This window comes from Streptococcus mitis (genome assembly GCF_013305725.1).
In the GTDB taxonomy this organism is placed as follows: Bacteria; Bacillota; Bacilli; order Lactobacillales; family Streptococcaceae; genus Streptococcus; species Streptococcus mitis_BO.
In genome coordinates this window covers 270,416-284,567 of the sequence record NZ_CP047883.1, presented here as the reverse complement: position 1 = coordinate 284,567, position 14,152 = coordinate 270,416, and the positions used below count along the sequence as shown (strand labels likewise).

Annotated in this window: 11 protein-coding genes and 1 tRNA gene; 3 read left to right on the top strand and 9 right to left on the bottom strand. The window is 39.5% G+C overall.

Annotation, left to right across the window (positions count from 1 at the left end; genetic code table 11):
• Positions 1-61: 61 nt before the first annotated feature.
• Entirely contained in the window at positions 62-607 is a 546-nt protein-coding gene (locus M594_RS01455; RefSeq protein ID WP_004257224.1) for an ECF-type riboflavin transporter substrate-binding protein, read from the bottom strand.
• 15 nt (positions 608-622) lie between these two features.
• The gene (locus tag M594_RS01450; RefSeq protein ID WP_001063590.1) at positions 623-1,471 is read right to left on the bottom strand and encodes an SAM hydrolase/SAM-dependent halogenase family protein; all 849 of its coding nucleotides are present in this window, start codon (positions 1,469-1,471) and stop codon (positions 623-625) included.
• A 188-nt stretch (positions 1,472-1,659) separates the two neighbouring features.
• Between M594_RS01450 and trkA the strand changes: the two genes are divergently transcribed.
• Both trkA and M594_RS01440 read left to right on the top strand, forming a co-directional pair.
• Positions 1,660-3,009, top strand: coding sequence for a Trk system potassium transporter TrkA (gene trkA / locus M594_RS01445; RefSeq protein ID WP_173875777.1), 1,350 nt, complete (start codon positions 1,660-1,662; stop codon positions 3,007-3,009).
• A 3-nt stretch (positions 3,010-3,012) separates the two neighbouring features.
• Positions 3,013-4,452, top strand: a complete 1,440-nt coding sequence (locus tag M594_RS01440; RefSeq protein ID WP_173875776.1) for a TrkH family potassium uptake protein — start codon at positions 3,013-3,015, stop codon at positions 4,450-4,452.
• 90 nt (positions 4,453-4,542) lie between these two features.
• On the opposite strand, the gene M594_RS01435 is transcribed toward M594_RS01440, so the two are convergent.
• The 5 genes from M594_RS01435 to M594_RS01415 all read right to left on the bottom strand — a co-directional run bounded on the left by M594_RS01435 (position 4,543) and on the right by M594_RS01415 (position 11,024).
• The gene (locus tag M594_RS01435) at positions 4,543-5,469 is read right to left on the bottom strand and encodes an ATP-binding cassette domain-containing protein (RefSeq protein WP_124788145.1); all 927 of its coding nucleotides are present in this window, start codon (positions 5,467-5,469) and stop codon (positions 4,543-4,545) included.
• A gap of 10 nt (positions 5,470-5,479) precedes the next feature.
• Positions 5,480-6,547 (bottom strand): ABC transporter ATP-binding protein, encoded by a 1,068-nt coding sequence (locus M594_RS01430; protein ID WP_173875775.1) that lies wholly within the window; start codon positions 6,545-6,547, stop codon positions 5,480-5,482.
• Between the two features lie 8 nt (positions 6,548-6,555).
• Complete coding sequence (gene oppC / locus M594_RS01425; protein WP_124788147.1) at positions 6,556-7,482, bottom strand: oligopeptide ABC transporter permease OppC; 927 nt, start codon at positions 7,480-7,482, stop codon at positions 6,556-6,558.
• Complete coding sequence (locus M594_RS01420; RefSeq protein ID WP_124788148.1) at positions 7,482-8,978, bottom strand: ABC transporter permease; 1,497 nt, start codon at positions 8,976-8,978, stop codon at positions 7,482-7,484. Before M594_RS01420 ends, oppC begins: the two co-directional genes overlap by 1 nt.
• Positions 8,979-9,044: 66 nt before the next feature.
• On the bottom strand, positions 9,045-11,024 hold the full coding sequence (locus M594_RS01415) for a peptide ABC transporter substrate-binding protein (protein ID WP_173875774.1): 1,980 nt from the start codon (positions 11,022-11,024) through the stop codon (positions 9,045-9,047).
• Between the two features lie 305 nt (positions 11,025-11,329).
• Between M594_RS01415 and M594_RS01410 the strand changes: the two genes are divergently transcribed.
• Positions 11,330-11,400, top strand: a tRNA-Cys gene (locus tag M594_RS01410).
• A 299-nt stretch (positions 11,401-11,699) separates the two neighbouring features.
• Here M594_RS01410 and M594_RS01405 read toward each other — a convergent pair.
• Positions 11,700-13,031 (bottom strand): hemolysin family protein, encoded by a 1,332-nt coding sequence (locus M594_RS01405; protein WP_173875773.1) that lies wholly within the window; start codon positions 13,029-13,031, stop codon positions 11,700-11,702.
• Between the two features lie 267 nt (positions 13,032-13,298).
• On the bottom strand, positions 13,299-14,123 hold the full coding sequence (gene endA / locus M594_RS01400) for a DNA-entry nuclease EndA (RefSeq protein WP_000359015.1): 825 nt from the start codon (positions 14,121-14,123) through the stop codon (positions 13,299-13,301).
• Positions 14,124-14,152: the final 29 nt, after the last annotated feature.

The window sequence follows — 14,152 nt, the reverse complement described above, 5'->3', positions numbered from 1 at the left end:
TTGCTTACCCGACTAGCCTATAAACAGCAAAAAGACTGGTTTCCCAGCCTTTTCCCTTATATTAATCCTTTTTCAAACTTCCTGAACGAGTCTGCGTACGTGAATAAGCTAGCAAGAGAAGGGTACCTGCGATAGCTACAGTTACAGCATTAGCAATTCCCGCAACAATCCCTTGGGCAAATACTTTTTCTGCTGCTTCTTGATAAATCACAACATCTCCAAGTGGTGCCAAGACACCCCAAACAAGAGCATTTGCAACAATCTGAATGAGGTTAAAGAAGACAATATCCTTCAACTCAAAAACACCCTGTGTTACTCGAATGTATTTTCTAAAGAGTCCGACGACTAGACCAAAGAGCCCACTAGCGATAATCCAAGTCCACCACAGACCATATCCAGCAATAGAGTCCTTGATTGCATGACCAATCAACCCGACAAGCAAACCGATAATCGGTCCAAAAATAATAGAAAGTAGCGCTTGTACCGCATACTGAAGCTGGATGCTTGTATTTGGAACAGGGGTCGGAATGTTGATCATCCCGATGACGACAAAGAGGGCAGCGCCAATTCCGACAGCAACAACTTGTTTAATTGATTGATTTTTCATCTATATTCTCCTATTTTATGATTCTATTTTCTTTATTTCAATGGTCCAAGATGAACCGACACCCACATTATAGGCCTTGGCAAAGGAACCTTGGTTGATAGCCAGACCTAAACGATAGAGAGAGTTGATGTAAAGGATGGGTTGCCCAATTCTCACATCTGCAAATGATTTGCCATAAACAACCTGATTTTGATAGACCAGCATATCAGCGTGATAGATAGTCACTTCAAAACGGTCACCGAATGCTGGTTCCAGCTTGTAAAATTCTTCTCGCGTGATAGAGGTCCAGAGCGAACCAAAACGCACATCCAGAATATCAATAGCTCCCTTTACCAGATGATCTTCAATGATGGTCTCTACGACTGGAAGTTCCACAATCTGATCCACACTGAGCTCCGGCCCTACTTCCTCAAAACTAATGTGACCGCTGGCCAGTTTAGCACCAGTATAGGCATAGACATCACGACCGTGGAAGGTATAAGAATGCTCTGTGTTTTGACGTCTATTGGCTACCTCAGAAATTTCACGAATGGCTACAATACCAACGTGTTTCTTGATAAAAGAAAGCGTCCCATTGTCTGGCGTGACAATATATTGATTTTTTGCAGTCTTGGCAACCACGCTCTTACGTTTTGAGCCGACACCCGGATCGACAACCGATACAAAAGTCGTTCCCTCAGGCCAGTAATCCACCGTCTGAAAGAGACGATAGCTCCCCTCAAAAATATTATAAGGCGTGATATCGTGCGTCAAGTGATGGATTTTTAAGGTTGGAGACTCTTCTAAAGCCACTCCAATCATAGCCGATACCGCACCATCAACCAGACCAAAGTCTGATTGTAATACCAGTAAATTATTATTCATTTTATCTCCTTGTATATCCTTTATCATACCATATTTCATAGAAAGGTGCTAATAGCTATTTCAATTGATTAGGGTATAGTTTTACCTTATAGCAAATTTCCTGCTAAAAACTCTGGTGATTAGCTAGTAGGTGCATTTTTTCTTGAAAAAAGGTATGATAGTTACATAATGAAGAAGTAGGTTTTATTATGAAAATTATCCTTGTCGGAGGGGGAAAAGTTGGTTCTGCCCTCTGTCGCTCCTTGGTTGCAGAAAAGCATGATGTTTTACTGATTGAGCAAGACGAAGCTGTCCTCAATCATATTGTTAATCGCTTTGATATCATGGGTATCCTTGGTAACGGGGCCGATTTTACCATCCTTGAGCAAGCCAGTGTCCAGGATTGTGATATCTTTATCGCCCTGACTGAATACGATGAAGTGAACATGATTGCAGCCGTTCTAGCCAAAAAAATGGGAGCTAAAGAGACCATCGTTCGAGTGCGAAATCCTGAATACTCTAACTCTTATTTCAAAGAAAAGAATATTCTCGGCTTTTCTCTTATCGTTAACCCTGAGCTCTTGGCTGCCCGCGCTATCGCCAACATCATTGACTTTCCCAACGCTCTATCTGTCGAACGCTTTGCGGGTGGACGCGTTAGCCTCATGGAATTTGTCGTCAAATCCACTAGCGGTCTTTGCCAAATGCCCATTTCTGATTTTCGAAAAAAATTTGGCAACGTCATTGTCTGCGCCATAGAAAGGAATCATCAAATTATCATCCCAAGTGGTGATATGACCATACATGATAAAGATAGAATCTTTGTCACTGGTAACCGTGTTGATATGATGCTCTTCCATAATTATTTCAAATCTCGTGCTGTGAAGAGCCTTCTCATCGTTGGAGCTGGTAGAATTGCCTATTATCTACTAGGTATCCTCAAAGACAGTCGTATCGATACCAAGGTTATTGAAATCAATCCTGAAATCGCTAGCTTCTTTAGCGAGAAATTCCCAAACCTCTACATCGTTCAAGGAGATGGTACCGCAAAAGATATCCTGCTGGAAGAAAGTGCTCAAAACTATGATGCCGTTGCGACTCTAACAGGGGTCGATGAGGAAAATCTGATTACCTCTATGTTCCTTGACAGGGTAGGTGTACAGAAAAATATTACTAAGGTCAATCGTACCAGTCTCCTCGAGATTATCAATGCGCCTGATTTTTCAAGTATCATCACACCTAAAAGCATCGCTGTAGATACAATCATGCACTTTATTCGTGGTCGGGTTAATGCCCAGTATTCAGACCTTCAGGCCATGCACCATCTAGCCAATGGCCAAATCGAAACCCTACAATTCCATATCAAGGAAGCTAATAAGATGACTGCCAAACCTCTTTCTCAACTGAAATTGAAAAAAGGGGTTCTGATTGCAGCTATCATTCGAAAGGGCAAGACTATTTTCCCAACTGGGGAGGATATGCTGGAAGTTGGAGACAAGCTCCTAGTAACAACCCTGTTGCCAAACATCACCAAGATTTATGACTTGATTGCGAGGTAAGAAATGAATAAAAGTATGATTCGTTACCTCCTTTCAAAATTACTTTTGATTGAAGCTGTTCTTCTTTTGGTTCCTGTGTCTGTCGCTGTCTATTACCGTGAATCGAGCCAAGTCTTTACGGCCCTCTTTACAACAATTGGGATTCTCGTATTACTAGGAGGTTCAGGAATTTTACAAAAGCCAAAAAATCAACGGATTTATGCCAAGGAGGGAATCTTGATTGTAGCCCTCTGTTGGATTCTTTGGTCTTTCTTTGGCGGTCTCCCCTTTGTTTTTGCTGGTCAAATTCCCAGCGTTATCGATGCCTTTTTTGAAATCAGTTCGGGCTTTACAACTACTGGAGCAACTATTCTGAACGACGTTTCGGTTCTCAGTCGTTCCCTCCTCTTCTGGCGAAGTTTTACCCACTTGATTGGAGGGATGGGAGTGCTTGTTTTTGCACTTGCTATTATGGATAATGCCAAGAATAGCCACCTAGAAGTGATGAAGGCTGAGGTTCCTGGCCCTGTTTTTGGCAAGGTTGTATCCAAACTAAAAAACACTGCCCAGATTCTCTATCTCCTTTATCTAGCTCTCTTCTCCCTCTTTGTCATCATCTATTATCTGGCTGGCATGCCCCTATTTGATAGTTTTGTCATTGCCATGGGAACAGCAGGTACAGGAGGTTTTACAGTCTATAACGATGGAATTGCTCACTATGGTAGCTCACTGATTACCTATCTGGTTAGTATCGGGGTTTTGGTTTTTGGGGTAAATTTCAATCTCTACTACTATCTCATGCTCCGTCGCATTAAAGCCTTCTTTGGTGACGAGGAACTTCGTGCTTACTTAGTCATCGTGCTGGTTTCTACAGGCTTGATTAGCCTTAATACCCTCTATCTCTACCCAGGATTTTCCAAGAGCTTTGAAATGGCCTTCTTCCAAGTTTCCAATATCATTACAACGACTGGTTTTGGATACGGAGATATTACCAACTGGCCCCTCTTCTCCCAGTTTATCCTTCTCTTCCTCATGGCAATCGGTGGTTCTGCTGGTTCAACCGCAGGTGGACTCAAGGTTGTTCGAGGCCTCATCCTTTCAAAAATTGCCAAAAACCAAATTTTGTCAATCCTATCGCCCCACCGTGTTTTGACCCTCCATGTTAATAAAACGGTGATTGACAAAGATACCCAGCATAAGATTCTCAAGTACTTTGTCATCTATGCTATGATTTTGCTAGCGCTTATCTTTATTGTCAGCCTAGATAGCAATGATTTTCTGGTTGTGACTAGCGCTGTCTTTAGCTGTTTCAATAATATAGGACCTATTCTAGGAACCACTTCTAGTTTCTCAATCTTTAGTCCTATCTCAAAAATTCTCCTCTCCTTTGCAATGATTGCAGGTCGTTTGGAGATTTATCCAATCCTACTTCTCTTTATGAAGAGAACTTGGTCTAAACGTTAATTACAACATTAATCCCCTTTTACAAAATAGTAAAAGGGGATTTTTTAAACTAAAAATGAGAAGACCAAATAGTCCTCTCGTAGTATTATCTTATCTAAGATTTGCTGTATAACGAGCTACTTCCGCTTGGTTAGCCCAAACATAGTGACCTGGACGGATTTCTACCATAGATGGCTTATCTGTCTCATAATCATGTTGATCTGGATCATATACTTTCAAGACCTTCTTACGTTCCAAGATTGGATCTGGGATTGGTACCGCTGAAAGCAAGGCCTGAGTATATGGATGAATTGGATTGTTAAACAATTCTTCTGTTTCTGCAACCTCTACAATAACACCCTTGTAAATAACCGCGATACGATCTGAAATAAAACGAACAACCGACAAGTCATGGGCGATAAAGAGATAGGTCAAACCAAGTTCTTTTTGGAATTTTTTAAGCAAGTTCAAGACTTGGGCACGCACAGAAACGTCTAAGGCTGAAATTGGCTCATCTGCAATAACGAAATCAGGCTCCATAACAAGGGCACGGGCAATCCCGATACGCTGACGTTGACCACCAGAAAACTCGTGTGGGTAACGGGTCAAGTGTTCTTTTAAAAGCCCAACTTCATGAATCATCTTTTGAACTTTTTCTTGTCTATCTTCTTCATCTTTAAACAAATGGTAGTTATAAAGACCTTCCGAGATAATGTAATCAACTGTCGCACGCTCATTCAAGCTGGCTGCAGGGTCTTGGAAAATCATCTGAATACGACGAATCAGCTCTGATGATTCCTTGTGTGATTTTTTCCCATTAATCTTCTGACCATCAAAGATAATTTCACCTTTGCTTGTATTGTTCAAACCAATAATAGCACGACCAATGGTTGTTTTTCCACTACCGGATTCACCTACAAGAGAGAATGTTTCTCCCTTGTTGATAAAGAAGTTTGCATTTTTAACTGCAACAAACTTCTTACTTCCTTCACCGAAGGAAATTTCTAAATCTTTAATTTCTACTAATTTTTCAGACATTTCCTTCCTCCTAGTCTTCTAGATGAGCAAAGCCCATTTTATCACGAATCTTGTCATGCAAATCTGCTATAACTCCTGGTTTTTCAACTTTAGGAGCATTTTCATGAAGCAACCAAGTCTTAGCCCAGTGAGTATCACTAACAGGAAACTTAGGTGCTTTTTGTTCAAAGTCAATTTGCATAGCATAATCTGAACGAAGGGCAAAAGCATCACCTTTCAACTCAGTATAAAGAGATGGCGGTGTTCCTGGGATAGAGTATAATTCACCTTTATCATCAGCAAGCTGAGGTAAGCTAGATAAGAGACTCCAGGTATATGGATGGCGTGGGTCGTAGAAGACTTCCTCAACAGTTCCATATTCTACAATTTCCCCAGCGTACATAACCGCTACTTTATCTGCAATACTTGCTACCACACCAAGGTCATGTGTGATAAAGATAATGGTAAAGTGGTACTCATTTTGCAAGGTTTTAAGCAAATCAATAATTTGTGCTTGAATAGTTACGTCAAGGGCAGTTGTAGGTTCATCACAGATTAAGATATCTGGACGACAAGCAAGAGCTATCGCAATAACAATACGTTGACGCATCCCACCCGAATATTGGAAAGGATATTCTTCAAAACGTTTCTCAGCTTCTGGAATTCCGACTTTTTTCATATAGTCGATTGCCATTTCTTTAGCTTCCTTGGCTGTTTTTCCTTGGTGTTTAACGATAACTTCTGTAATTTGGCTACCGATTGTATTGATTGGATCCAAACTTGTCATAGGATCTTGGAAGATGGTCGCAATTTTAGCACCACGAATCTTCTCCCACTCCTTGTTAGAAGCCAGAGCAGTCAAGTCTTGTCCACGATAGTCGATACTTCCTTGAGCAATCCGCCCATTATCTTCTAACATTCCTGTAAAAGTTTTTGTTAATACAGATTTACCAGAACCAGACTCACCTACCAAGGCAAGAACTTCCCCTTCAATCAAATCCAGAGACACTCCTCGGATAGCCGTTAACACTTTGTCACGAACGTCAAATTCCACGACAATATCGCGAGCAGTCAATATTACATTATTTTCTTTTGTCATATTTACTCCTATCTATGTGTACGTGGATCACTAGCATCCGCTAAGTTTTGACCAACAACAAAGAGAGATAAGGATACCAAAATCAATGTTGTTAATGGAATCCAGAACAGGTAAGCGTTGGTCGTAACATTTTGTGAATAGTCTGAAATCAAACGTCCCAAACTTGGAACTGTCACAGGTAGTCCTAATCCAAAGAAGGAAAGGAAGGCTTCATAAGAGATAAAGCTTGGCAACATCAATGTCATTGTAGATACAATAACAGATACCAATTGTGGCATGATATTTTTGACGATGATTTTAAAGGTAGGTGTTCCAAGAGTTTGAGAAGCGAGGTTGTATTCTAAATCACGATAACGCATGATTTGGATACGAATCATATAAGCAATCCCAATCCAAGTTGTCACACTCATGGCAAAAATCAAATTCCAGAAACCAGCACCAATTGAGTACGTCAAGACAATAACAATCAAGAGAGATGGAATGTTTGAAATAATGTTATAAACTTCCATCATGATACGGTCAACGGATTTTGAAATTCCCCAAATTCCACCAACAATAACACCAATTATAAGGTTAATAAAAGTAGCAATTACAGAGATGAGGATAGAGTTACGCGCACCAAACCAAACCCCATCAAACAAGGATTTACCATTACTATCTGTACCAAACCAATGTTCAGCGTTAGGCTTGATAAAGCGAGCACTGAAGTCATTTACCTTACTTACATCGTTGAAATCAAAATCTGAGAACATTGGGTAAATAAAGCTCATTAAAATAATAGCGACCAAAATACCTAGCATAGCAACTGTCGATTTTTTCTTCAAAAACTGTCTGAAGACAGATCCCCAGTATGAATAAGCTGGTGCATCAATCGTTTCAGAGGCAAAATCGTCACGTTTTACAAACTGAAATTTTTCTTTATCGATTGTTGACATTATTTGCCTCCTTTCTCTGTCAATTTAATACGTGGGTCAAGCATTGTCATCCAGATATCCCCTACAAAGAGTGAGAAGATAGAAATACATGTGAAGATGAAGACAAGACCAACTACCATCGAGTTATTTGACGCCTTAACAGAGTCAATCAACATTTTACCCATACCTGGGAAGGCGAAAACTGTTTCAGTAAGAGTTGCACCACCGATAACCCCGATAACGGCACCAGGAATACCTGAAACCAAAGGAACCATTGCGTTTTTAAAGATATGTTTGTTTGAAATTTCTTTTTCAGACAAACCTTTGGCACGAGCAAAACGAACGAAGTCTTGAGATTGCAAATCGATCATGTAACGACGAATCCAGATAGCTGTACTTGGTGCTCCTAGCAATCCTAGAATAACTGCTGGCAAAACATAAGAACGCCAATCTCCAGCACCCAAGATAGGGAACGAATCTGGAAGACCAATAGATGATCCAATCAAACGAACAATATAAACCAAAGCAATCGTTGGAAGAGCAAGCAAGAAGGTCAAAGCACCTGTCGAGAAGCTATCAATCCAAGTATTCTTGTGGCGAGCCATAGCAGACCCAAGAGGGATTGCAATAGCATACGAAATAATCAAACCAATTAATCCAGCAACAGCAGAGCTTGCAATCATTGATGGATACTGATAGTTGCTCTCTGTAGCTGTATACGGATCATTTTTACCATAGTTGGCTACCTCACGAGCGTCTGCCTGACTAGGTGATTTATAAGTACGTGAGTAAATATCTACAGATGAAGTCTTCTTACCAGTAGGGAATTGAACTTGTCCAGTCTTTGTTTGTCCTTGACCTTGTGTAATGACTTGAAGTACGGGAGTGTTTGCATAAGTTGGGTAAGAATCACCTAAATTAACATTCACAAAGTTTTGGTGTACAAATGGGAATTGGTTGTTAAAATACAACAGATACTTATGTTTTGTACCTGAACCAACCAACGACCAGCCGATAGCAGGGTCATTTTCAAAGCGAAGATAGCGTTCTAAGTTTGGATTTTCAGGGTCTTGAATCTTGTTTGTATGATCAATATCAAGCAAGTTAGCATAGAATTTGAAAACACGTTCAAAAATTGGAATTTCACGCGTAGCATAGAACTGACCACTCTCTGAAAATACACCTAGTGTCCAACCATTACCTAATTGATTAATGTATTTTTCATAAATCGCTTTATTGCTATCATTAGCATCAACTGTTACCGATGAGTCTAATTTACTAGCTTTTTCTTGCAGCTCCTTGGTATCGTAATACTCGATATAGCCCATACGCTCATAAACAGTATTTTCATAGTTATCCCGTTTATCTGGAGTGGTTGCAATCTTATTATAGTTGGTATCCTGTTTAAAAATCAATTTACGAGGTACCATCGTATAGATAATCGTGTAGGTTAAAGTTGTCACCAAGAAAATAGACAACAATGAACGCAAGACACGCATAAAAATATATTTCTTCATATCGTTTCCTTTTTAAATCCCAAAAGAACCTTCTCCTCATGGAGAGAAAGTTCTCTTGAGAGTTATTTATTTAACGTGTTTAGTCAATTCTTTTTGAACTTTTTCGTTTGATTCTTTTTTCTCTTTGAGCCATTTCTCACGAGCTTGTTCATAATCAGCCTTTGTTACAACCTTATCTTGTAACTGAACATATTTGAAGTAGACATCTGAAGCTTTATCTCCAGATTGGCTATAAGAAGCTGAGAATGGTACAACACGAGAAATAAATGGTGCAGCACCACTAGAAGACATAGCTGGTAAGAAGAGTGAGCTGTCTGTCAACCAAGCTTGAGCAGCAGCATATTTTTCATAACGCTTGTTAAGATCACTTGTTTCTTTTCCAGCTTCATCGAGCAATTTATCGTAATCTTTCATACCAACTTTTGCCGCAGCTGCATTTGATGGGTCATCATAGCCCATATAAGTTTTCGTTTGCTCACTATTAGTTGATTTAAGGATGTCAAGATAAGTTGATGGATCTTCATAGTCAGGATTCCATCCAACAGCACCTGAAAGATCCCAATCCTCAGCCGCCGCATTAGCAGCATAATAAGTCACATTAAAGAATTCATCTTTAGAAATTTGTTGAATATCGATGACAACATTTTCTTCACCTAAAACTTTTTCAACTGATTGTTTGAACGACTGAATACGTGCGATATAGTTTTTAGACGTTTGGTCTACTGGAACATCCAAATGGATAGGGAATTTCACTCCTTCTGCTTCCAGAGCAGTTTTAGCTTTAGCAAATTCTGCTTTAGCTTTGTCAGCGTTAAAGAGACCGTCTTGACCATCAGCAAAGTTTACATTTTTCCACTCGTCTCCATAAGTCGTAACTTTTTCAGCAACCAAGTCACCGAAAGTTTTTTCACCCGCAGAAACAAAGTCCGGTTTCACAAATAGATTACGAACTGCTAGAGGAGCGCCTTCTTTACCGTTAACTTGAGCAGAATAAGCTGTACGATCAAAGGCAAAGTTCAAGGCTTGGCGGAAGTCTTTGTTAAGAAGAGCTTTCTTAGTAGATGTTTTCTCATCATCTGTTGTTTTAGAGGTATATTTGTAATTTTGACGATCAATATTTACACCTAAACCTCCAACACCAGCTCCTGATGGAGTGTAGAAAATATTATCCTTGTATGACTCCTCTACCTTCGAGAAGTTTGAACTTGTTGGGTAAAGACGAGCAAAACTATAAGCTCCACTTGTAAAATTACGTTCAAGTGATTCTTGGTCTGAACCATCAAAGTATGCAAGTGTGACTGTATCTAAATGAACATTCTCTTTATCCCAGTACTGCTCATTCTTAGCAAATTCGATAGAAGATTTAGCAGTCAAACCTTTAAGCAAGAAAGGTCCGTTATAAAGTAAGGATGTAGGATCTGTTGCTTTAGCAAAATCAGAACCTTTTGATTTTTCAAATTCTTCGTTTAACGGCCAGAAAATTGAGTAAGCCATCTTAGAATTCCAGTATGGTTCTGGTTGGTTCAAAGTATACTCAAGAGTATAATCATCAACCGCTTTAATACCTACTGTAGAGAAATCTTTTGAATTACCTGTCAAATAGTCAGATAGACCTTTAACAGAAGTTTCAGCTAGGTAAAGCGCTTCTGATTTTTTATCTGCCGCATGTTTCAATCCATTCACGAAATCTTTAGCAGTCACTTCAGCATATTCTTCGCCATCAGATGTCATCCATTTTACACCTTTACGAATTTTGTAGGTATAAGTCAATCCATCTTTTGATACAGACCAGTCTTCTGCAACCGCAGGAGTCAAGTTCCCGTATTTATCATTTGTAAAGAGGCCATCGATTCCGTTTGAAGTAGCCACTTTCGTACTTTGTTTCCCTGAAATGAGGTAATCCAACGTTTCTGGATCAGCTGTATAAACATAACCATAATTTTTTGGCGCTGTCGAATCAGATGATTTCGAATTTCCACAAGCAACTAACACACCTGTTGCTAATAAAGCAACTCCTGCTGCAACAAATACTCTACTTTTTTTCATGTTTGTAACTCCTATTGAAAAATTTTGGCTTATTGGAAATTATAACATATATCTTCTAAAAAGTAAACGAATTTTCAGAATATTTAGGCGCATTTCTACCAAAAAAATTTTATTTGTCAAGTTTTTTCAGTTTTTCATCTCATTTCATGAAAAACTTACTCTAGAAATAGCTCCCTAAAAACCTTTAAATTCATACTTTCCTTACATTTTTATTTATAGACATAAAACTCATTTTTGTAAACTATTTTTTTGATTAAGAAACTATTGACGTAGAGAAATTTTCAAGGTATAATAGTAAGAGTTATGGCGGTATAGCCAAGTGGTAAGGCACGGCTCTGCAAAAGCTTGATCGTCGGTTCAAATCCGTCTACCGCCTTCTATAACTTGATTTATCAGGTTTCATTTAAACAGAAAGCCCAGTTTAAAGGGCTTTTTTTATTTTCTTCGGATAAATACATATAACTTACAAAAACTTTTGGGGTGAATTTGGGGCAGACTTCTTTTTAGGAGACAATCTTTTGATACTCAATGAAAATCAAAGAGCAAACTAGGAAACTAGCCGCAGGCTGTACTTGCGTACGGCAAGGCGACGTTGACGCGGTTTGAATTTGATTTTCGAAGAGTATGAAATCAACTGAAAAAGCTTCGTCACGCCTGGTGACAAAAGCCTCTAGTTTACTCTGTTTCTTCTTCTATTTCAACTTCGGTAATTTGGACTTTTACTTTGGTAACACGTCCATTTTTCACCTTATCATTGGTTAGGATAAGCTGTTTGTTTTGGCTGACTAATTCATAACTGAGTTTCTCAGTCGTTGGAATGGTCCCAACTCCTGTCAAATAGTAACCAGCGATGGTATCAACGTCATCACTTTCCAGTTCAACATCAAAGTAGTCATTAAAATCATTGAGATTCATGGTACCTTGAACAATGTAAGTATCCTCACCGATTTGATGAACATCTATTGCCGCTTTATCTGTTTCGTCATCGATTTCCCCAACGATTTCCTCTAAGAGGTCTTCTAGGGTCACCAAACCAGCCATCCCACCGTATTCATCCAGCAAGATTGCCATTTGTCTTTGGGTATTGCGCAGTTCTTTTAACAAATCATCCACAAAAATAGTTTCAGGAACAAAAAGTGGATCTTGTAAGATTTTCTTCCAAACAATATTGTCAAAACCGTCCACAAAGCCCGCCTTAAGGAGACTCTTGGTGTGAATAATCCCAATCACATTATCCTTGTCTCCATCATAGACAGGGATACGAGAATAATTTTGTTTTAAAATACTTTGAATGATGGTTTGACTATCATCCTGAATATCGACCATAAAGGCATCCGTTCGAGGAACCATGACTTCTCTTGCCATCAGTTCATCTAGTGAAAAAATCCCTTGTAACATCTCAATTTCGTCAGCATCTAGTGTTTCTTCACTATTGGTCAACATGTACTCAATTTCATCACGGGTCATTTTTTCATCAGCATCGTCAAAGGTCATAGGAGTCAAGCGACTCAAGAGATTGGTAGATGCAGACAAGAGCCAAACAAAGGGACTAACTAGTTTCCCAAGCCCAATGATAACTGGTGCTGTACGAATCGCCAAGGCATCCTTTAGATTAAGAGCGATTCTCTTAGGATACAATTCCCCAAAAACGATGGAAATATAAGTCAAAAATGCTAAAGACAGAAAACTTGCAACAGCATAAGATGTTTCACTATTTCCAAGCCAAGATGCAATTTCTCGTCCCAGAGTGTCTGCCAAACTCGCCCCTGATAAGATCGTAATCAGGGTAATCCCTACTTGAATGGTTGATAAAAAGTGGTTAGGATTTTCTAGTACCTTCAGCAGACGGATATAGCGTCTATCTCCTTCTTCTGCCTTTTGTTCAACCCGCGCACGGTTAAGTGAAACCATAGCCATTTCTGTGGCTGAGAAAAAAGCATTTAACACTGTCAAGATAAACAATAAAACAAATTGTAGCAACAAATTCTGACTACTTGGGTCTTCCATAGTTCTTCTCCTAAAATAGTATCTTATCCTTTATTATATCACAAAATATAGTCCAGTACATATTATTTTTTCTCATGCTCTTCGAAGGTCTCTTCAAACCACGTCAGCTTTATCTGCAACCTCAAAGCTGTGCTTTGAGCAACCTGCGGCTGGCTTCCTAGTTTGCACTTTGATTTTCATTGAGTATCAGTGTCTATTGTAGCCCTGCTTAAACTAGTAAGAAAGAACTCCTATATCCATAAGTGACATAGGAGTTTATTTTGTATTTTACTGAGTAACCGTTACTTCTCCAGTTCGGTAATCCAGTTGAAGTCCTTTTTGAACATTGGGAACTAGAACATTAAATTCCAATTCTCCGTCTGAAGACTTGGCTTCAATCTGTGAAGCTGAAGGAACTAAATCCTCGTTTGAAGCATAATAAAGAGTTACACGGTAACGGACACGCTTGTTTTGGTCCAAGGCTTTACGTACCATACTTTCATAGTAGTTTTGACCAGTCGAATCCTCGGCCTGTGCCTGATTTGCCCAAGCTGTTTGAACAGCAATGTTTTTAGGATTGCTTGTCGAGGCATCAAAACCATCCAAGCCACCGATTAAGGCATAGCCTAACAAGTGACCTCTATCGACCGCATGGGTATAAGAACCCTTTAGATTCTTGACCTGATGCCAGCCTGGAGGAGTCCATGAAGTCGAACCATTCCCAGTTTCTTCACGATTCTTGTACTGACGAGTAGCCTTAGACAAGAGGGCATTTGCTACGGTTGGCACTGTTTCCTTGCCCACTGTCTTTGTTTTATTATCAGCGTAAGGCTTACTTGAAACCTTGGCATCTAGATTTGTTTTATTACCATTGACGATAAAAGCACCTGAGCCATTCCACTCCAGGCTCCCTTTTATTTGACTCTTGACTGCGTCTGTTAAGACACTCTCTGCCAATTCTTGACTAGGGGCTTCAGACGCTTGTTTTTTCTGACTAAGCTTGGTTTTGGGACTATTTGGTGTCGATTGCATCTGCTTGATATAATAGCTTCCCGCAGATAAAAGCAATAACACTAGCAGTCCGATCAGTGTCTGTCTTGTTTTTTTATCCATTTTTCTCCTTATCTCTAGAAAAAGACTGG